The 22,361-nt window shown below is 63.5% G+C and carries 10 protein-coding genes (1 of these 10 cut by a window edge); all 10 read left to right on the forward strand.

Features of this window, described 5'->3' with window-relative positions; translation table 11 throughout:
• Positions 1-10,042 carry the 3' portion of a non-ribosomal peptide synthase/polyketide synthase gene (locus tag QWI18_RS17495; protein ID WP_369319381.1) on the forward strand. The gene continues 6,173 nt to the left of window position 1, outside the view, so 10,042 of the gene's 16,215 nt are visible here — the last part of the coding sequence; its start codon lies off the left edge, out of view; its stop codon occupies positions 10,040-10,042.
• On the forward strand, positions 10,035-11,465 hold the full coding sequence (locus QWI18_RS17500; RefSeq protein ID WP_369319382.1) for an aspartate aminotransferase family protein: 1,431 nt from the start codon (positions 10,035-10,037) through the stop codon (positions 11,463-11,465). Before QWI18_RS17495 ends, QWI18_RS17500 begins: the two co-directional genes overlap by 8 nt.
• 175 nt (positions 11,466-11,640) lie before the next feature.
• Entirely contained in the window at positions 11,641-13,839 is a 2,199-nt protein-coding gene (locus tag QWI18_RS17505) for a TonB-dependent siderophore receptor (protein ID WP_369319383.1), read from the forward strand.
• A gap of 1,093 nt (positions 13,840-14,932) precedes the next feature.
• Positions 14,933-15,133 (forward strand): MbtH family NRPS accessory protein, encoded by a 201-nt coding sequence (locus QWI18_RS17510; protein ID WP_296313839.1) that lies wholly within the window; start codon positions 14,933-14,935, stop codon positions 15,131-15,133.
• Between the two features lie 37 nt (positions 15,134-15,170).
• Positions 15,171-16,163 carry a TauD/TfdA family dioxygenase gene (locus QWI18_RS17515; protein ID WP_192134208.1) on the forward strand — a complete coding sequence of 331 codons (993 nt, stop codon included), beginning with the start codon at positions 15,171-15,173 and terminating at the stop codon, positions 16,161-16,163.
• Between the two features lie 11 nt (positions 16,164-16,174).
• Positions 16,175-17,008: a N(5)-hydroxyornithine transformylase PvdF gene (locus QWI18_RS17520; RefSeq protein WP_369319384.1), complete on the forward strand. Its 834-nt coding sequence runs from the start codon at positions 16,175-16,177 to the stop codon at positions 17,006-17,008.
• 42 nt (positions 17,009-17,050) lie between these two features.
• Entirely contained in the window at positions 17,051-17,797 is a 747-nt protein-coding gene (gene fhuF, locus QWI18_RS17525; protein WP_369319385.1) for a siderophore-iron reductase FhuF, read from the forward strand.
• A gap of 151 nt (positions 17,798-17,948) precedes the next feature.
• The gene (locus tag QWI18_RS17530) at positions 17,949-19,631 is read left to right on the forward strand and encodes a methyl-accepting chemotaxis protein (protein WP_369319386.1); all 1,683 of its coding nucleotides are present in this window, start codon (positions 17,949-17,951) and stop codon (positions 19,629-19,631) included.
• A 194-nt stretch (positions 19,632-19,825) separates the two neighbouring features.
• Positions 19,826-20,581: a gluconate 2-dehydrogenase subunit 3 family protein gene (locus tag QWI18_RS17535; RefSeq protein WP_369319387.1), complete on the forward strand. Its 756-nt coding sequence runs from the start codon at positions 19,826-19,828 to the stop codon at positions 20,579-20,581.
• A 2-nt stretch (positions 20,582-20,583) separates the two neighbouring features.
• Positions 20,584-22,359, forward strand: a complete 1,776-nt coding sequence (locus QWI18_RS17540) for a GMC family oxidoreductase (protein WP_065986091.1) — start codon at positions 20,584-20,586, stop codon at positions 22,357-22,359.
• The last annotated feature ends 2 nt before the right edge of the window (positions 22,360-22,361 follow it).

The following is a 22,361-nucleotide window of genomic DNA, read 5'->3' on the forward strand; positions in this document are numbered from 1 at the left end:
CATCGGCACTGAAGTTCGAGTGGCAATCGCCATGGAGCGGGGGATTGATCTGTGGCTGGCGTTTTATGCCGTGCTCAAGGCGGGCGGCGCGTACATCCCGCTGGACCCGGATTACCCGACCGAGCGCCTGCGTTACATGCTGGAAGACGGCGGCGTGAAGCTGCTGATCAGCCACGACGCTGCGCTGGGTCGTGTGCCGGTCGGTGATGTGCCGCTGTTAAATATCGATGAGCTGGATTGCTCGTCCGAGCCAGTAACCGCGCCGGATGTGGTGATTCACCCGCAGCAACTGGCGTACCTGATCTACACCTCGGGCTCGACCGGCAAACCGAAAGGCGCGGCCATTGTCCATGCCGACATCTCGATGCACATCCAGACCATCGGCGAGCGTTATCGCTTCACGCCGGAGGATCGCAAGTTTCACTTCCTCTCGATCAGCTTCGACGGCGCCCACGAAGGCTGGATGATGCCGCTGTGTTACGGCGCTCGCGTTGTACTGCGCGATCAAGAGCTGTGGAGCGTCGAGCAGACCTACGACACGCTGATTCGCGAAGGCATCACCGTGGCTTCGTTCCCGCCGAGCTATCTGCGCCAGCTGTCCGACTGGGCCGGCGTGCAGGGCAAGGGTCCTGGCGTGAAGACCTACTGCTTCGCCGGTGAAGCCTTCAGCCGCGAAATGCTCCACGACGTGATCCGCAATCTGCAGCCGCTGTGGATCATCAACGGCTACGGCCCGACCGAAACGGTGGTCACCCCGACCCTGTGGCTGGCCTCCGCCGAGACCGCCGATTTCACCACCGCCTACGCGCCGATTGGTGATCTGGTCGGTGATCGCCAAGGCTATGTGATGGACGCGGACCTCAATCCGCTGCCCCAAGGGATTGCGGGCGAACTCTATCTGGGTGGCGCCGTGGCCCGGGGTTATCTGGACCGTCCCGGCGCCACCGCCGAGCGCTTCTTGCCGCATCCTTTCAAGGCCGGTGAGCGCCTCTATCGCAGTGGCGACCGCGTGCGCCTGAACAGCAAGGGGCTGCTGGAATACCTCGGCCGTATCGACCATCAGATCAAAATCCGTGGCTTCCGCATTGAGGCCGGCGAGATCGAAGCGGCGCTGAAAGCCTGCGACGGCGTGCGCGAAGCCTTGGTCGTTGTCCGTGACAGCGCGAACGGAAAGCTCCTGCTGGGTTATGTCGGCGGCAACGGTCTGGCCGAGGACAGCCTCAAGCAGCAACTGAAAAACACCCTGCCGGAATACATGGTGCCGGCGCACATCGTGGTCATGGAGCGCCTGCCGCAGTTGCCCAACGGCAAACTGGACCGCAACGCGCTGCCTGACCCGCAGGTGATTTCCAGCGATTATCAGGCGCCGCAAACGGTGCTTGAACAGCAATTGGCGGCGCTGTGGCAGCCACTGCTGGGAATCGACGCCGTGGGTCGCAACGATCACTTTTTCGAACTCGGCGGCCACTCGCTGCTGGCGATGCAGCTGATCTCCCGTCTGCGCCATGAGCATCAACTGAGCGTGCCGCTGCGCGCGCTGTTCGACGCGCCGCGCCTCAGTGATTTCGCCCAGCGCATTGCCGGGTTGGCATCCACCGATGCCAAGCAGCTTGAGCTGACCCCGCGCCGGCAAGCCCTTGCCGTGCAGTCGTTTTCCCAGCAGCGCTTGTGGTTCCTCGATCAACTGCAACCCGGCGGCCACGCCTACAACCTGCCGGGCGCCGTGCGCCTGCACGGCGAGCTGAACGAGGCTGCGTTGCAGGCGGCCTTCGACGGCCTGACCGCGCGTCATGAAGTGCTGCGCACACGGTTCCTGGCGGTCAATGGCGTGCCGATGCAGCAGATTGAGCCTGCCCAGTCGGTGCAGATTGAGCGGATAGACATCACCGCCGAGCCGAATCTCGACACTGCTTTCAACGCCCTGGCCCAGGCCTTCGTCAAGCGCCCGTTCGACCTGTCCCGCAGCCCCGTCTGGCGACTGGCGCTGGTGCGTGTCGCGGCCGACGAACAGCGTCTGCTGCTGTGCCTGCACCACATGATCTCGGACGGCTGGTCAGTGCGCGTGCTGCTGCAGGAATTCTGCGAGCTGTACCGCGCGGCCGTGGAAAACCGCGCGCCGCAACTCGCGCCATTGCCGGCGCAATACGCCGACTTTGCCGCCTGGCAGCGCGAATGGCTGGCGGCGGGCGAGGGCGAGCGGCAACTGAACTACTGGCGCGAGCAACTGGGTGACGAGCATCCGGTGCTGGAACTGCCGACCGACCGGCCGCGTCCGCCCCAGCAAAGCTATCGCGGCGACCGGGTGCTTTTCACCTTTGACGACGCGTTCAGTCAGCGCGTGCGCGGGTTCGCGAAACAGCAGGGCGTTACGCCGTTCATGGCGATCCTGTCGGCGTACCAAGTCTTGCTGCACCGCCTGAGCGGGCAGAACGACCTGCGCATCGGCGTGCCGATTGCCGGTCGTTCGCGGCTGGAAGTCGAAGGGCTGATCGGCTTTTTCGTCAGCACCCAGGTGCTGCGCGCCGAGGTGTCTGCCGAGCTGAGCTATCGCCAGGTGCTGGAGCAGGCCAAGACACGAACCCTCGGCGCCCAGGCCCATCAGGACTTGCCGTTCGAGCAATTGGTCGAGGCGCTGCAACCTGCGCGGAGCCTGAGCCACAACCCGCTGTTCCAGGTGGCCTACGATCACCAGCAGCAGAACTTCGAATCACTCGCCGGGCTGCCGGGTCTGCGCGCCGACGTGCTGCCGCTGGACGACGGCAGCAGCCAGTTCGACCTGGCGCTGAACACCCACGAAGACGCCGAGGGCGGGCTGGGTGGGTCGTGGAATTACGCCACGGATCTGTTTGATCACGGCAGTATCGAGCGGCTGCATGCTCGCTTTGAGCAGCTGTTCGCCGAGTTGATCGAGCAGCCGGACGCGGCGATTGGCGATTTCGAGCTGCTGGATGCCGAGGATCGCGCGCAGTTGGCGGTGGTCAATGACACGGCGCGGGAGTGGGCTAACACCGAACCGTTTGTTCATCGCCAGTTTGAGCGTCTGGCGCAGTTGCATCCTGAGCGGGAAGCGGTGCGCTTTGGCGATGAGGTACTGAGTTATCGCGAGCTGGATCAGCGGGCCAATCAGCTGGCCCATTACCTTCGCGAGCAGGGCGTCGACCGGGAATCGCTGGTGGGCGTGGCGGCGTTGCGTTCGGTTGAGATGGTGGTTGCGCTGTATGCGGTGCTCAAAGCCGGTGCTGCCTATGTGCCACTGGACCCGGAATATCCGGCGGACCGTTTGCGCTACATGCTCGAAGACGCCGGGATCGGGTTGCTGCTGAGCCACGATGCCGTGATCAATGACCTCCCGGTTGTTGAAGGCCTGCGAGTGGTGAACCTCGATCACCTGGCACTGGCGGATTATCCCATCACAGCGCCAGTTGTAGAGCTGCACCCCGAACAACTGGCCTACATGATTTACACCTCCGGTTCGACCGGCAAACCCAAGGGCGCGGGCAACACTCACGCCGCGCTGTTCAACCGTCTGGCCTGGATGCAAGAGGCTTATGCCCTCGACGCATCCGACGCCGTGCTGCAAAAAACGCCGTTCAGTTTTGACGTGTCGGTGTGGGAGTTTTTCTGGCCGCTGATGGTGGGCGCGCGCTTGGTGGTCGCCCAGCCGGGTGATCACCGCGATCCTGTTGCCCTCAACAAGCTGATCGAACACCAGCAGGTCACCACGCTGCATTTCGTCCCGTCGATGCTCGGCGCCTTCATGGCTCAGGACGATCTCACTGGCTGCGCTTCCCTGAAACGCATCGTCTGCAGCGGCGAAGCGTTACCCGCCGACCTGGCGCGAGAGACCTTGCAGCGCCTGCCAAACGCCGGCCTGTTCAACCTGTACGGCCCGACGGAAGCGGCCATCGATGTCACCCATTGGACCTGCGTTGATGAGCCGGGCGTTTCCGTTCCAATCGGCCGTCCAATCAACAACCTTCAAATCCACATTCTCGACAGCCGCCTGAATCCGCAGCCCATCGGCGTGCCCGGCGAGCTGTACATCGGCGGCGACGGTTTGGCTCGCGGTTACCATCAGCGTCCCGGCCTGACCGCCGAGCGCTTTGTTGCCAGCCCGTTCGGCACCGGCGAGCGACTGTATCGCACCGGTGACCTGGCGCGCTGGCGTGCCGACGGCGTGGTGGAATACCTCGGCCGTCTCGATCACCAGATCAAACTGCGCGGCTTGCGGGTTGAGATCGGGGAGATCGAAGCGGCGCTGCTGGATCACCCGGCGGTCAGCGAAGCGGTGGTTATCGCCCGTGAACTCAGCACTGGGATGCAGCTGGTGGGCTATCTGGTGGCCGAGGACTTCGACGAAGAACACCTGCGCACTCAACTGAAACAACGCCTGCCGGATTACATGGTCCCGGCCCACTTCGTCACGCTGGACAGCCTGCCGCTGTCCGCCAACGGCAAGCTCGACCGCAAGACGTTGCCCGACCCACACATCCAGCAACGGGCCTTCGAAGCGCCACTGGCGGGGGTCGAAACCCAGCTGGCGGCGTTGTGGCAAGACCTGCTCGGCGTCGCGCAAATCGGTCGCCAGGACAACTTCTTTGCCCTCGGCGGTCATTCGCTGCTGGGCATTCAACTGGTGGCCCAGATCCGCCGCGACCTGAAGCTTGAGCTGCCCCTGCGTGCGCTGTTCGAGTCGCCGGTGCTGGCTGACCTCGCTCACTACCTGAACACACAGGCCGTTGCGACGGCGATGCCGGTTCTGCAGCCCCGTGCCGACCGCGAGTTCGCGCCGCAGTCCTTTGCCCAGCAGCGCCTGTGGTTCCTCGCGCAACTGGAGCCCGAAAGCGTCGCGTACAACCTGCCGTGCGTGCTCAACCTCAGCGGCGCGCTGAAACTTGATGCCCTGCAGCAGACCTTCGACGCCCTGGCGGCCCGTCACGAAACCCTGCGCACCTGCTTCCGCCCATCCCCGATGCAAAACGGGGAGGCGGTGCCGCAGCAACGGATTTTGCCGATCAGCAGCGTGCACATCGGCCGTCACGATCTGCGCGACAACGCGGCGCCGGAAGCCGCATTCGACGCGCTGGCCGAGGCGTTCATGAATCAGCCGTTCGACCTCGATGCCGAGCGTGCGCCGTGGCGGGTGGCCCTGGCGCGGGTGGCGGACGATCAGTGGCGCCTGCTGCTGTGCATGCACCACATCATCTCCGACGGCTGGTCGGTGCAGGTCATGCTGGAGGACTTCGCCGCGTTGTATCGCCGGTTCGCCCAGGGCAGCGACGTGCAACTGTCTGGGCCGCAACTTACGGAGCTAAGCGTGCACTACGCCGACTACGCCCGCTGGCAGCGCGAGCACCTGAGCGGCGCTGAGCGCGAGCGCCAGTTGAACTGGTGGCGCGAGGCGCTGGGTGACGAGCAGCCGGTGCTGGAACTGCCGGCGGACCGTTCGCGTCCGGCCGAACGCGACGGCAAAGGCGGGCGCCATGCCTTCGTGCTGCCGCAAGACCTGGCCGACACGCTGCGCCAGACCGCCAAGACCCACGACGCCACGCTGTTCATGCTGTTTCTGGCCTCGTTCGACACGCTGCTGTATCGCCTCAGCGGCCAGCGCGACCTGCGCATCGGCGTGCCGGTGGCCGGACGCGCGGAGGTACAGACCCAGGGCTTGATCGGCTTCTTCGTCAACACCCTGGTGCTGCGTGCCCAGCTCAGCGGCGACCAGCCCTTCACCGCGCTGCTCGCCCAGGTCAAGGACAACCTGCTCGGCGCCCATGCCCATCAGGACCTGCCGTTCGAGCAACTGGTGGAAGCGCTGCAACCGGCGCGCAGCCTGAGCGTCAACCCGCTGTTCCAGGTCAGCTACAACCATCAGCAGCAGCCGGATATGTCGCTGCTGCAATTCGACGGCCTGAGCTGCGAAGCGCGCCATTGGGACATCAAGGGCGCGCAATTCGACCTGGTGCTGGGCACCTTCGAGCACCGCGACGGCAGGATCAGTGGCTACCTCGATTACGCCACCGACCTGTTCGATGCGTCGACCGTGGCGCGTTTGTTCGAGCAACTGGTCACGCTGCTGCGGGCGATTTGCGACCAGCCCGACGCCGCCATCGGTGACCTGCCGCTGCTGGGCGAGACCGACCTGGCCGCGCTGGATCAGTGGAACACGCCGCCGTTTTCGCCTTACGTTGATCGCCCAATTCACCAACTGATTGCCGACCACGCGCGTATTCGCCCTGACGCCATCGCGCTGGTCCATGGCGAACAGCGCCTGACCTTCGCCGAGTTCGACCGACGCGCCAATCAACTGGCTCATGCCTTGCGCGCCCGGGGCATCGGCACCGAAGTGCGCGTGGCGATTGCCATGGAGCGGGGGATTGATCTGTGGCTGGCGTTTTATGCGGTGCTCAAGTCCGGCGGCGCGTACATCCCGGTCGACCCGGATTACCCGACCGAGCGCCTGCGCTACATGTTGGAAGACGGCGGCGTGAAGCTGTTGATCAGCCACGATGCCGCATTGGATCGAGTGCCGGTGGGCGACGTGCCGTTGCTGAACATCGACGAACTGGATTGCTCGTCCGAGCCAGTAACCGCGCCCAATGTGGTGATTCATCCGCAGCAACTGGCCTACCTGATTTACACCTCAGGCTCGACCGGCAAGCCGAAAGGCGCGGCCATCGCCCACGCCGACATCTCGATGCACATCCAGACCATCGGCGAGCGCTATCGCTTCACATCGGAGGACCGCAAGTTCCACTTCCTGTCGATCAGTTTCGACGGCGCCCACGAAGGGTGGATGATGCCGCTGTGTTACGGCGCGCGGGTGGTGTTGCGCGATCAGGAGTTGTGGAGCGTTGAACAGACCTACGACACGCTGATTCGCGAAGGCATTACCGTGGCCTCGTTCCCGCCGAGCTACTTGCGTCAGCTGTCTGACTGGGCCGGTGTGCAGGGCAAAGGCCCGGGGGTGAAAACCTACTGCTTCGCCGGCGAAGCCTTCAGCCGGGAAATGCTCCACGACGTGATCCGAAATCTGCAACCGCTGTGGATCATCAACGGCTACGGCCCGACGGAAACCGTGGTCACACCGACCTTGTGGCTGGCGTCTGCCGAGACCGCTGATTTCACCACCGCCTACGCGCCGATTGGTGATCTGGTGGGGGATCGTCAGGGCTACGTGATGGACGCGGATTTGAACCCGTTACCTCAAGGCATTGCCGGGGAGCTTTATCTGGGTGGCGCAGTGGCGCGGGGTTATCTGGACCGTCCGGGCGCAACGGCTGAACGCTTCCTGCCGCACCCGTTCAGGGCTGGCGAACGCATCTATCGCAGCGGCGACCGCGTGCGCCTGAATAGCGAAGGGCTGCTGGAATACCTCGGCCGTATCGACCATCAGATCAAGATCCGTGGCTTCCGCATCGAGGCCGGTGAAATCGAAGCGGCGCTCAAGGCCTGCGAGGGCGTGCGTGAAGCGCTGGTGATCGTGCGCGACAAAGGCAACGGCAAGCAGTTGCTCGGCTATGTCGGCGGCAATGAACTGTCGGAAGACAGCCTCAAGGATCAGCTGAAAAACACCCTGCCGGAATACATGGTGCCGGCGCACATCGTGGTCATGGAGCGCCTGCCGCAGTTGCCCAACGGCAAGCTCGATCGCAACGCGCTGCCTGATCCGCAGCTCGGCAGTCAGGCCGTCGAAGCGCCGGAAAGTGAGCGCGAAGTCGAGCTGGCAAGGGTCTGGCAACAATTGCTGGGCGTCGAAAGCATCAGCCGTCAGGACAGCTTCTTCGAGCTGGGCGGCGATTCGATCCAGTCGTTGGCGGTGATCACCCGTCTGCGTCAGGTCGGTTTCAAGCTGCTGCCCAAAGACGTGTTCAGCCATCCGCGGCTTAAGGATCTGGCCCTGCGCCTCACGGTCATCGAGGCCGGCGCAGCGCCGTTGATTGAAGACGCGCCGAAGGGCGAGTTGCCGTTGACGCCGATTCAGGCGCATTTCTTCGAGCAGCCGATGAGCAAACGCGCGCACTTCAACCAGGCGCTGTTGCTGGACGTGCAGCGCCCGCTGGAAGCGGCATTGCTGAGCAAGGCGCTGGACGCGCTGCTGGGTCATCACGATGCCCTGAACCTGAGTTTCCATCAGCACGCCGACGGTCGCTGGCAGCAGCAGTATCGAGCAACACCGGCTGCCGACAGCCTATGGCTGCGTGACGTGGCCGACGAGCGTGCCATGACTGCGCTGTGCGAACAGGCCCAGCGCAGCCTTGACCTGCACGACGGTCCGCTGCTGCGTGTGGTGCTGGCGCAGATGCCTGAAGGGCAAAAACTGTTGCTGGTCGCCCATCACCTGGTGGTCGACGGTGTGTCGTGGCGGGTGCTGCTGGAGGATCTGGCGCGGGCTTACGCCCAGATTGCTTCGGGCAGCTCGGTCGATCTGGGGCCGAAATCCAGCAGCTTTCAGCGCTGGGCGCGGCATCTGGTCGATGCGGCACAGGCGCCTGAGCGTCAAACCGAAGTGGGCCAGTGGCGGGAGCAGGTCGGCAGCACCGAGCCGGTGTGCCCGGTGGACCACCCGGAAGGCCGCGCCACGCAACAGGACCTCGAACAGTGCGAGCTGCTGCTGGACGCCGGGCTGACCCGCCGTCTGCTGCGCGAAGCCCCGGCGGCACTGGCGGCGCGCACCGATGAAATCCTGCTGGCCGTGCTCGCCGAAGCGCTCAAGGACTGGAGTGGCCAGCCCGACACCCTCATCGCGCTGGAGGGCCATGGCCGCGAAGCCCTCGCCGACGGCCTGGATGTGGGCCGTACAGTGGGCTGGTTCACCAGTCTGTTCCCGCTGCGGGTGCGTGCTGCGAACGACATACGCCAGACCCTCGCCAGCGTGCGCGACAGCCTGCGGGGCTTGCCGGACAAGGGCGTCGGCTTCGGCCTGCTGCGCTATCTGGGCAACGATTCGGCGCGTCAGTCATTGGCCGCGCTGGCGGAACCCAAGGTGGTGTTCAACTACCTCGGTCAGTTCGATCAGGACCTGGGCGATGGCCGCTTCTCGCCGTCGAAGCTGTCGGCCGGGGCGCTGGTGGATCCGTCCACCCCGCTCAATCGCGAGTTGGAAATCAACGGTCAGGTGTTCGCCGGGCAACTGGGGCTGACTTTCCGTTTCAGCGGTCAGCGCTATCAGCGCCAGACCATCGAACGCCTGCAAACCGCCTATCGCGACGGGCTGGTGGCGTTGCTGGAAAGCCTGCCGTCGGCGCAACCGGCCGCGCCGCAATCGACTGCACCGCAAAGCCTGTCGGTCAGCCGCGACGGCGCGCCGAATCCGCTGATCCGCCTGAGCAGCGGCGCCAGTGACAAACCGCCGGTGTTCTGCGTGCACCCGGTCAGTGGCACGGTGGTCGGTTACTACGCACTGGCCCGGCGCTTGTCTGCGCAGTGGGACGTGTGGGGCATTCAGAACCGTCAGGTGCTGGACGGTCAGTGGCGCGACAGTTCCATCGAGCAAATGGCCCGGGACTACGTCAAGGCGCTGCTTGAACAGCAACCGTCCGGCCCATACCGGCTGATCGGCTGGTCCATGGGCGGGACCATGGTCCTGGAAATGGCGCGACTGCTGACCCGACTCGGCAAGCGCGTTGAGTTCGTCGGCCTGATCGACGGCTACGTACCGGGCGCCGGCCAGCCGCGTCCTGCCGTGCCGGAAACCCCGGTTCTCGACGCTGATGACGAGGGCCTTGAAGCCGACGCGCACTGGCAACAGTTGCTCGGCGTCGAGCGGCACATGCGCCAGCTGGCCAATCAATGCCGCCAGATCCACGCCCTCAGCGTGCCGGTCTACGCCTGGTGGGCCGAGGGCTCGCCGGAAAATAACGATAACGCACCGGCTCTTCTGGAGCAGGGCATGGGTGTTCGCTTGCAGGTTTCGGCCTGGATCGACGCCGACCACCTTTCGATCGTCCGTGATCAGCCGTTCATCACTCAGCTTGCCGAGGCCCTCGCGCAGGTCAACGAACGCCCTCATTCCTACGATTCCCAGGAGCACGAACATGCATAGCCAACACAACGTGACGCCGATTGCCGCCCGCCACAGCGAGGCGCTGTCGAGCAGCCCGGACGCCGCCGTGGCCAACGCCGACTACCGCTTTGCGCCAACCCCGCGACTGGAGCGGCAGGCCGCCGTGGAATCCAATGCGCGCAGCTACCCACGGCGCATCCCCCTGGAACTCAAGCGCGCCCAGGGCATTCACGTGCAGGACAGCGAAGGGCGCTGGTTCATCGATTGCCTGGCCGGCGCCGGCACCCTGGCGCTGGGGCATAACCACCCCGAGGTGATCCAGGCGATGCGCGCCACCCTCGACGGCCAGCGTCCGCTGCACACCCTGGACCTGATGACTGAAGCCAAGGACGATTTCATCAACGAGCTGTTCGCCTTGCTACCGCCAGAATTCGCCAAGGACGCGCGCATTCAGTTTTGCGGCCCGGCCGGTACCGATGCGGTGGAAGCGGCGCTGAAACTGGTACGCACCGCCACCGGGCGCAGCAATCTCATGGCTTACCACGGCGCCTATCACGGCATGACCCAGGGCGCGCTTGCGCTGATGGGCAACTTGGGGCCGAAGACTTATCTGGACGGCATGGCCGGCGGCGCGCAGTTCCTGCCGTTTCCCTACGACTACCGCTGCCCGTTCGGCGTCGGTGGCGAGGCCGGCGAGCGCATCGGCCTGCACTACATCGAGAACCAGCTGACCGACCCGGAAAGCGGCGTCCTGCCGCCGGCCGGGATGATTCTGGAAACCCTGCAGGGGGAGGGCGGCGTGGTGCCGACCTCGGCCAACTGGCTGCGGGAAATCCGCCGCATCACCCGCGACGCTGGCGTGCCGCTGATTCTCGACGAAATCCAGTGTGGCGTCGGTCGCACCGGCAAGCCGTTTGCCTTCGAACACGCGGGTATCGTGCCGGACGTGCTGGTGCTGTCCAAAGCCATCGGCGGCAGCCAGCCGATGGCGGTGGTCGTCTACAACAAGTCCCTGGACGTGTGGAAACCGGGCTCCCACGCCGGCACCTTCCGTGGCAATCAGCTGGCGATGGTGGCGGGTTCGACAACCTTGCGCATCGTCCGCGAACAGCAACTGGACCTGCACGCCGCCGCCATGGGCGAGCGCCTGATCGGCCACCTGCGCTCGCTGCAGAAGGACTTCCCGCAGATGGGTGATGTGCGTGGCATGGGCTTGATGCTCGGGGTGGAAATGGTCGATCTCGACGGCCGCCCGGACGCCCTCGGTCACTTCCCCCACAGCGGCGCGCTGGCCTCGAATGTTCAGCGTGAGTGCTTGCAACGCGGCCTGATCATCGAAGTGGGCGGGCGGCACTCGTCGGTCATTCGCTTCCTGCCGCCGCTGATCGTCACCGCGACGCAAATCGACCAGATCGCCGACATCTTCGCCGCCGCCGTTTCAGCGGCCGTCAAACAGCGTTAAACCCTTGTTGTAACAGCGTTGAACCAGGGCGTAGGACCAGCAGTGGCCCTTCGCCCTTTTTTACGATAAGAATGGTAATGAGAAACGTTCTTTGTTACATTTTCACGCTTTTTTGACATATGTGGTCAATTTTGGGGCCTTGCCCCGTGTGATATCAAAGGGAGGGGGAGTTCGGATGGCGAGCAATAACAAGGGTCAATTCAAGGTCAATGCCTTGGCCGCACTGGTCGCAACGGTCGCCTGCCACGGCGCGGCGTGGGCGGCGGATGCCCCGGCCAAGGCCGAGCAGGGCGCTACCATCGAGCTGCAGAATTCGGTGGTCACCGGCGAAGCACCCGAAGGGGAGCAAACCGTAGGCTATCAGGTGAAAAACAGCACGGCCGGCACCAAGACCAGCACACCGCTGTCGGAAACCCCGCGCTCGGTGTCAGTGGTGACACGCCAGCGCATTCAGGATCAGGGCTCGCAATCCCTGACCGACATCCTCGGTTACGTCCCCGGCATCTTCGCCCCGCCATTCGCCGTCGGCGACGGCCTCGCGGGCGACCTGTTCTCCATTCGCGGCTACAACGCCACCGACTACGGTTACGGCCTGCTCAAGGACGGCCTGCGTCTGCAAGGCAACCGTTACGACACCACCACCGAACCCTATGGCCTGGAACGCACTGAAGTGTTCCGCGGCCCGAGCTCGATCCTCTACGGCGAAAACGCGCCGGGCGGGCTGGTCAACCTGGTCAGCAAGCGCCCGACCGAAACGCCCCAGGGCGAAGCCAAATTCACCTACGGCAGCAACAACCGCCGCCAGCTCTCCCTCGACGTCTCCGGCCCGCTGACCGACGACAACCGCATCCTCGGCCGCGTGGTCATGCTCGGCCGCAACGCCGACACCCAGGTGGATTCGGTGCCGGACGACCGTATCTACATCGCGCCGTCGATGACCTTCAACTTCGACGAAGACACCGCGCTGACCCTGCTCTCGTCCTACCAGCGCGACCGCACCAAGCTGCTGCTCGGCTACCCCGCAGCGGGCACCTTGCTGAACAACGTCAACGGCAAGATCGGCAAGGACCAGTTCAACGGCAACCCGAACTGGGACGACTTCGAGCGCGAAACATGGACCCTGGGTTACGAGTTCAAGCACCAGCTCAACGACACCTGGCAGTTCCGCCAGAACTCGCGCTTCATGGAATCGCGTCTGGACCGTCACGAGACTTGGCCGAACAACCTGAATAACGCCGGTTTTGGCAGCACCCTGACCAGCACCGCGTACGATCGCGACAACAAGTCGATCACTTACTCGCTGGACAACCAGTTCGAAGGGCACTTCACCTCCGGTGCACTGGAAAACACTGTGCTGCTGGGCGCGAGCTACGACCGCACTTCGTACAACCAGGACTGGGCGGCCGGCAACGGCGGTACCTACAACGCCTTCAACCCGGTGTTCCCGTCGGCCAAGCCGCGCATGCTCGCGACGGTTCAGAACTCGCAGCTGGATCAACAGATGTACGGCGTTTACGGCCAGCTGCAGAGCAAGTACGACAACTGGATCTACCTGCTGGGCGGGCGTCAGGACTTCGTCAACAGCCAGTACCGCAACCGCGCCGGCACCATCAGTGGCGTATCGGACCTGGACGGCTGGGACCATCGTTTCAGCTGGCAGACCGGCTTGATGTACCAGTTCGAGAACGGTATTTCGCCGTACGTGAGTTACTCGACGGCGTTCACGCCGGTGCAGCAGTCGTCGCAACCGAACGGCGAGTTGCTCGACCCGATTCTCAGCGAGCAGTACGAGGTGGGTCTGAAGTACGAGCCGGCTGGCTGGAACACGACGTTCAGCGCGGCGGTGTTTGACCTGACCAAGACCCACGATGTGATTTCCGGTTCGAACGGATACAGCCGTCAGATCGGCAAGAGCGAGTCGAAGGGCGTGGAGCTGGAGGTCAACAGTGATGTGACCAAGAACCTGAGCCTGACGGCGTCGTACACCTACACCGATGCGCGGGTGACGAAGGACAGCCCGGGGTCGTTGTACGAGGATCATCAGTTGACCGGCATACCGCGTAATCAGGCGAGTACCTGGGCGACGTATCGCTTCCTGGATGGCCCGATGAGCGGTTTCCGTGTGGGTGGCGGGGTGCGTTATTTCGACAATACGTTCGCGTATACCGCGCCGACGCTGTACGGGAAGTTGAAGACGGGCGATGTGACGCTGGTGGATGCGTTGGTGGGGTATGACATCGATAAGCATTGGTCGGTGGATGTGAATGCGAAGAATCTGTTCGACAAGGAGTATGTGAGCGGCTGCAATAACGCGGGTCGGTGTTATTGGGGCGAAGAGCGTACGGTCCTGGGGACTGTGGCGTTCCGCTGGTAATCCGTTAGGGGACCGCCGTTAGGGAACCGATTTATTTACAGTGCTTCATCGTAAATTAATCTGTCCCCGAGGTGCGCGGTGCGGCTTATTGCGCCAGGATCAAAAGCGTCTGCCTAGGGGCAGACGTTTCGCCTTCGGCGAGTTACTTGGAAAAGCACCCCAAGTAACCAAGGGTGCTTGCTCTCGGTTGGGCCCGACTTCGTCGGGTTCCTTCACTCCGGTCCCGCTCCGTGGGCCCGCTGCCATCCGCCATCCATGGCGGGGGGCAGCTCTCGCCGCATCCATGCGGCTCGGCCCACTCCGCGAGACCTCCGTTCAGCCTGCACCCAAGTCGCGATGGGTGTCGTCTGAACTTCATGTGTATGAAGATCAAAAGCAACGGCAACGGCAACGGCAACGGCAACCGCAACCGCAACCGCAACCGCTTCCCGGCTAAAGCCGGTCCTACAGTCGAGGCACCGCCAAGTCCACTGGACGCCTGCGATCCCTTTGTAGGACCGGCTTCAGCCGGGAAGAGGCCAGCCCACTCCCCAACAATTTCGCTGATAGCACCCCTTCCCTTTATCGATCGTGCCCACGCTCCGCGTGGGCATGCATCCTGTGACGCTCCGCGTCACCCCACCTAAGAAGGGACGCGGAGCGTCCTAGGCGGCATTACCACGCGGAGCGTGGGAACGATCACAACCGCATGTTCTTCGCTTCTGCCGTTGATCTTCCTACACAAAAAGCCCAGTCACCGCCAAACGCGACTTGGGTGCAGGCTGAACGCAGACGACGCGCAGTGGGCCGAGCCGCATGGATGCGGCGAGAGCGCCGTCAGGACATGGATGTCCGTTCGGCGCGGGCTCCACGGAGCGTCGTCGAAGTGAAGGTATTCCGACGAAGGAGGAACCTAACCAGGAGCAGGCACCCTTGGTTACTTGGGGTGCTTTTCCAAGTAACTCGCCGAAGGCGAAACAGTCTGCCCCCAGGCAGACGCCCTTGATCCGCTTTTAAGTTTTTCGCGAAAAACCACTAACCATCCAGCCCGCTCGTTCGTCTTTCAGGTAAGGCGCGCTTACCTGCGCCGTTCCAACACCACGAGGGATAACTCATGAGCTTCGACAGCGAAAACACACAGTTCCGGGTCGTCATCAACCACGAAGAACAGTACTCCATCTGGCCCGACTACAAAGCCATCCCGGACGGCTGGAAAAGCGTCGGCGTCGAAGGCGACAAACAGACCTGCCTCAACCACATCGAAAACGTCTGGACCGACATGCGCCCCCTCAGCCTGCGCAAGGCCATGGCCTGAACCCACCCCCTTCAGCCACATCAGGAGCGTCCCGCCCATGAACATGCGCATGCTCACCCCCGAACGCCTGCGCCTTGAAGCCGGCTTCCCCCTGCGCGTCCAGCCCGGCCAGACCGGCGTCTCCCTGGCCGCCGAAATCGACGCCCTGCGCAGCGTCGTTGACCACTCGCTTGAGCGCGACGGCGCCATCCTCTTCAGCGGCTTCACCCCCGAAGGCGTCGAAGGCTTCCAGCAGTTCGCCGCCTCCTTCGGCCACTCGCTGCTCAACTACGAATTCGGTTCCACCCCGCGCAGCCAGGTCGATGGCAAAGGCGTCTACACCTCCACCGAATACCCGGCCCACCGCTCGATCCCCCTGCACAACGAACAGGCCTACACCACCGAATGGCCCATGCGCATCTTCTTCTACTGCGCCAAAGCCGCGGTCAGCGGAGGCGAGACGCCGATTGCCGACAGCCGCCGGGTGTTCCAGCGCATCAGTCCGGCGCTGCGCAAACGCTTCGAAGAAAAGCGCCTGATGTACGTGCGCAATTACGGCAACGGGCTGGACCTGACCTGGCAACAGGTCTTCAACACCGAGCGCCACAGCGACGTCGAAGACTACTGCCGCCCCCGTGGCATCCAGTGCGACTGGAACGAGGACGGCGACCTGCGCACCCGGCAGTTGGTGCAAGGCGTCGCCCAGCATCCGCGCACCAAAGACTGGGTCTGGTTCAACCAGGCGCACCTGTTCCACCTGTCGAACCTGGACGAGGAGATGCAGGAGATCCTCCTCGACACCGTCGGCGAAGAAGGCCTGCCGCGCAACGTCTACTACGGCGACGGCAGCCCGCTGGAGGCCGACGCCCTGGCGGAAATTCGTGGCGTGCTGAGCGAATGCGAAGTGGTCTTCCCCTGGCAGACCGGCGACGTGCTGATGCTCGACAACATGCTCACGGCGCACTCGCGCAAGCCGTTCAGCGGCGAACGCAAAGTCGTGGTCGCCATGGCCGAAGGCGTCAGCGGCGACACCCTGCACACCCTTTCCTGAGTCCGATATTCATGCAGAAAACCAAGCTTGTTTACGTCTGGTCGCTGCGTAACGCCGCGGCGGACAAGGCCGGTCAATACGTCGATTACCACGGCGAGCAGCGTTACATGACCTCGCCACTGGAGTACCTGGTCAAGGCGCTCAACGACACCGCCCTCGGCGATCACTACTCGCTGGAAGCGATCATCTACGACGAGAATCCTGAGTCCGCGCGGGACCGCGAGAGCATCAAGGACTACGGGTTCAAGCCGGGGCAGGGCGCCCACTGGTTCTACCCGGCGGGCCTGACGGTGCAGGGGCGCAAGGTCGATGACCTGCTGGAAAACGTGCCGTCGAGCTACCGCGCCTTGCCCTTGGGCGACAGCGCGAGGCCGGCCGGCAAGTCGGATTTCGAGCGACGTCTCGGCGAGCGACTGCACGCGCTGGGCGCCGACGTCGTGGTCCTCGACGGGTTGCTGGTGATCCTCGACGAACTGGTGCGCGAAGGCGCTGATTTCCATCGCCGCATCTTCAACGTGCACCCGGGCATCACGCGGCTGGAGTCACCGTACGAACGGCGCGGCGCCTATGCCACCCTCGACGCGCTGTACGGCGCCCGGGGCAAGAAAGTGGTCGACTGGACCACGCGGGAGATGGTCGACACGCCGGTGGTGAACATGACCGGCGCGTCGTTCCATTACGTCGACACCGGCATCGATTCCGGTGAGGTGGTGTTCGACGTGCTCGACACGCCCATCGCGCCCGACGACACCATCCTCGAACTGCGCTGGAACAACTTCAACAACAGCCTGTTTCCCGCGCTGGAGCAGGGGTTGTGGGTGCTGGCGCGGCAGCAGTCCCATTGACCGCTTCACGATGAACAGGCGGCCAGCACAGCGAATCGCCCCATGATTCCTGCGCTGGCGCCGCTGTTTATCGCTGACTTCGAGCACTATCGCGATGTGCTCGTATTGCCCGACGACCCTCGCGTCGGTGTGCCTTTACGCACCTTTCTCGGCGGCGATTACCTGAACGATGTCCTAACGCGATTCGGTACTGCCTATCCCGAGAGCGACCCGCGCGGGCTGGCGTCGATCTGGAGCAAGTACTACTTCGTGAAGCTGATTCCGCCGGTGGTGGCGGCTTCGCTGATTCTCAACCATCGTCTGCCGCTGCACCTCGATCATCTGCAGCTGATTCTCGACGATGATTGCCTGCCTGTCGCGTTCAAACTGCCTGACGCGGGCCAGCAATGGACGCCCGGTCCGGCCGATGCTTTCGAGCGTTTCGATGAGTTGCTCGACCATAACCTCAGGCCGTTCATTCAAGCCTTGGCCGGCCACTTCCGCCTGTCCCCCAAGGTGCTGTGGAGCAACGCCGGCAACTATTTCGAGTGGCTGTTGGGTGTGCTGGCCAATGCGGTGCCTCACGCCGATCTGACCCATGGTCACCAGTTGCTCAACGCCCGACATCTCCCCAATGGACGCCGCAATCCGCTTTACCAGCCGGTGCGTTACCTCAAGATTGACGGGCAAAGCGAACCAAAGCGACAACGCCGAGTGTGCTGCATTCGTTATCGAGTGACCGCGCTTGAGTTGTGTGACAACTGCCCGTTATCTAAATCAAAGCCGCCAGTGAAAATCCATCCACGCTGATCGCTGCGCAGGCCCTGGCCTGTGGCTCTAGCCCCATTCATATGGATACGGACTAGCCAATACATTGGCGTCAAATTGCCAGCAAAAGCTTTGAAGTTGTACGATCTCTGGCCGATAGTGGGGGACTAACGACCAGGAGGTGACCCGTCCCATGAAGCTTACCGTCAAGCGCAAGCTGCTCTGTCTTGCCATCATTCCCGCCCTGTTGTTCGCGCTGATTCTCAGTGGCGTCGCCTCGTGGGTGTTGCAGCGCAGTGCCGATCAGCAGATGCAGGACACCCGCGAGAAACTGGTGGAACGTAACCGCCAGGTGCTTAAAAATTACGTGGACGTGGCGTTGACCACCATCAAGCCGCTGCACGATGCCTCCGCCCCCGGTGACACGGCCGCACGGAACAAGGCGCTGGAACTGCTCAAGCCGATGAAGTACGGCGAAGACGGTTACTTCTTCGGTTACGACACCAAAGGCGTCCGGGTTTTCCGTGGTGACAGCGCGGCGGGCGTCGGCAAAAGCTTCTGGGACACCCGCGACCCCGACGGCACCTACCATTACCAGACCTTCGTGGAAGTGGCGAAGAACGGTAAACACTACGTCGATTACGCGGCGCCCAAGCCCGGCGATGAAGCGGTGCAAGTGCCCAAGCTCGGTTACACGGTGTACCTGGACAAGTGGGACATGGTGCTGGGCAGCGCGATCAACATGGACGACATCGACGCCGCCATGGTCCTGGAGCAGGCCGCCGTCGCCAGCCGCACGCGCAGCATTCTCGGCAGCGTCTTCGTGGTGACCCTGGTTCTGCTGCTGCTCACGGCGACGGCGGGCCTCTGGACCGCCAACGGCATCGTCCGCCCGCTGCGCATTCTCAAAAGCAACCTGGACGACATCGCCGCCGGCGACGGCGACTTGACCCACCGCCTGGTGGTGACCGGTCGCGATGAGCTGGGTGATTTGGCGGCCTCGTTCAACCAGTTCGTCGACAAGATCCACGCCATGGTCCGGCAGGTTGCGCAAATGACCACCGACCTGGACGGGCTGGTCAATCAGGCAACCCAGCAGACCCTGCGTTCCGAGAAGGCCATGCAGCGTCAGCGTGAGGAGACCGATCAGGTCGCCACCGCCATTCACGAGATGTCCGCCGCCGCGCAAGAAGTGGCACACAGCGCGCAACGGGCCGCCGAGGCCGCTTCCGAAACCGATCTGCAAGGTCATAACGCGCGCAGAGTGGTGGGCACCAGCATCACCGGGATGAACTCGCTGGTGAACGACATCCGCATGAGCGGCACCAGCCTGGACAGCCTGCAACAGGACGTGCGCTCTATCGTCTCGGTGCTGGCGGTGATCCGCTCGATTGCCGATCAGACCAACCTGCTGGCCCTCAACGCCGCGATCGAAGCGGCGCGTGCCGGGGAGGCCGGGCGCGGTTTTGCCGTGGTCGCCGATGAAGTCCGCGCGCTGGCCAGCCGCACCCAGCAAAGCACCCAGGAAATCCAGGGCATGATCACCCGTCTGGAAACGGGCACTCATGCCTCCGTCGAAGCCATGCGCCGTTCCACTCAGGCAGGCGAGGGCGCCAACCAGCAGACCAACGAAGTGGGCCAGTCGCTGGATTCCATCTCGCAGCTGATCGGCACCATCAACGCGATGAACGCGCAGATTGCCAGCGCCGCCGAAGAGCAGACCTCGGTGGCCGAGGAAATCAACCGCAGCGTCCACCAGATCGCCGGTGCGGTGGAAAACCTCGCGGAGGAAACCGAGCAGAGCTCGCGCACCATGCGTGACGTCTCGACCCTGGGCAGCAACCTCAGCGCCTTGGTCCGCCAATTCAAGATCTGATGAATCGTTTAACCCGGGCGCGCTAAGGCGTTAGCTGGTTTGATGGCACCCAGATACTTAGCCTGGCAACGATTAGTGCGCAATCCATTCGCCTCGCGTCTGCGGATCAGTCGCCGCAGCGTCGGGCGAGTTCCTAAGAAGAAAACGCAAGAAAAACGAAGCACACCCGTGTTTGGTCTCAGGAGAAGTGAACGATGTTCGATGACGACACCTCCGCGGCGCGTCGCGATTTTCTACGCAAGTCGCTGACACTCATCCCCGTTGTAACCCTGGCCAGCGCCGGCCTTCCTTCCGGTGCCTTCGCGCAAACGCCCGCCAGCGACGTACAGCAAAGCCTGCCTGCCGGGCCGGGGGCGGCAGCGGCAGCGGGCGACTACACGCCGACGTTCTTCACGCCGCAAGAGTGGGCCTTTCTCATCGCGGCCTGTGATCGCCTTATCCCGTCCGACGACGTCGGCCCCGGCGCCGTCGAACTGGGCGTGCCCGAATTTCTCGATCGACACATGCAGACGCCGTACGCCAACGGTGGCATCTGGTACATGCAGGGCCCGTTCCTCGAAGCCGCGCCCGAGTTCGGCTATCAAGGCCGGCTGAACCTGCGTGAAACCCTGCGCGTCGGCATCAAGGCCATGGACGCGCACTGCAAGAATACCTACGACGGCAAAGTCTTCGCCGAGGTGTCCTCGGCCCAACAGGAAGACCTGCTCAAGGCCGCCGAGAGCGGCAAGCTGGCGCTGGAGGACATCGCTTCAAAGCTGTTTTTCAGCAACCTGCTCAACGAAGTGCGCAACGGCTATTTCGCCGACCCGTCCCATGGCGGCAACAAAAACATGGGCGCGTGGAAAATGATCGGCTACCCCGGCATGCGTGCCGATTACACGGACTGGATCACGGTACGCGACAAGCCCTATCCGCTGGCACCGGTCGATCTGTCCGGGCGGAGGGGCTGAACATGGCAAACGTAAAACCGAAAGTAGACGCCGTCATTGTCGGAATGGGCTGGACGGGCGCGATCATGGCCAAGGAATTGACCGATGCCGGGCTGAATGTGGTGGTCCTGGAGCGCGGTGCAGACCGCGACACGCAGCCGGATTTCGCCTACCCGAAAGTCGTCGACGAACTGGAAGGGTCGGTGCATCGCCGTTACCTGCAAAGCCTGGCCCAGGAAACCGTCACAGTGCGCCACAACCTGACGTCCACCGCCGTGCCCTATCGGCAGATGGGCTCGTTCAAACCCGGCACAGGCGTCGGTGGTGCGGGCAGTCACTGGTCCGGCTGCCACTTCCGCGCATTGCCCGAAGACTTCAAGCTGCGCACCAACGTCGAGCAGCGCTACGGCGCAAGCTTCATCCCGTCGGACATGAGCATCCAGGATTTCCCGGTCAGCTACGAAGACCTCGAACCGCACTTCGATCACTTCGAATACGTCTGCGGCACGTCGGGCAAGGCGGGGATCATCAGCGGGGTCAAGCAGCCCGGCGGCAACCCTTTCGAAGGCTCGCGCTCCCGTGAGTTTCCCCTGGGCCCGAACCCCAATTACCTCGGCGCCGAAATGTTCTACGGGGCCGCGCGGGAGATGGGTTGGGACCCGTATCCGATTCCGGCGTCCAATGCGTCGGCGCCCTACGTCAACCCGTACGGTTGTCAGATGGGCCCGTGCAACGCCTGCGGGTTCTGCAGCGACTACGGCTGCCTGAACTACTCCAAGGCGAGCCCCAACATCAGCATTCTGCCGGTGCTGCGTCAGCGCAAGAATTTCGAGCTGCGCACCCACGCTCAGGTGCTCAAGGTCAACCTCGACAGCGACGGCAAAAAAGCTACTGGCGTCACCTACCTCGATGCTCAGGGCCGGGAAGTCGAGCAGCAGGCCGATCTGGTCTTGCTGTGCGCGTTCTCGCTGTACAACGTCCACCTGATGCTGCTCTCGGGGATCGGCAAACCCTACGATCCGCAGACTGGCGAAGGCACGGTCGGGCGCAATTATTCCTACCAGAACCTCAACCGCGTGGTGCTGTTTTTCAACAAGGAAGTGCAGGCCAATCAGTTCATCGGTATCGGTGGCGCCGGCACCACGATGGACAACCTCAACGGCAACCAGCTGGATAACGCCAAGGCCGGTTTCGTCGGCGGCGGCATCATTTGGGCGCGGCAACCCGGGGGCGGGCCGGTGCGCGGGATCAACGTGCCACCGGGCACGCCGAACTGGGGCACCGCCTGGAAACAGGCCGCCAGCGACGCGTTCCGTCACTCGTTCTATTTCGAGGTCCAAGGCGCCTGCATGTCCTACAAGCAGCATTACCTGAGCCTGGACCCGACCTACAAGGACGGCTTCGGTCGACCGCTGCTGCGCATCAACTTCGACTGGCACGACAACGAGATCAAGGCCTCGCAGTTCCTGGTGGGCAAGGCGCTGGAGATGTCGAAGATCCTCAACCCGGTGGCGCTGGCCGGCGATGCCAAGAAACCCGGCGAGCATTACAACATCACCAAGTACCAGAGCACCCACACCTGTGGCGGCGCCATCATGGGCAGCGATCCGAAGACCTCGGCGCTGAACCGTTATCTGCAGTCCTGGGACGTGCACAACGTTTTCGCCATCGGCGCCAACGCGTTCCCGCAGAACAACGGCTACAACCCGACCGGGATGGTGGGTGCGCTGGCGTACTGGTCCGCCAAGGCCATTCGCGAGCAGTACCTGAAAAACCCCGGCCCGCTGGTTCAGGCCTAAGG

Origin of the sequence: Pseudomonas sp. W2Oct36, from assembly GCF_041060465.1 — a bacterium.
Classification (GTDB): Bacteria; Pseudomonadota; Gammaproteobacteria; order Pseudomonadales; family Pseudomonadaceae; genus Aquipseudomonas; species Aquipseudomonas graminis_B.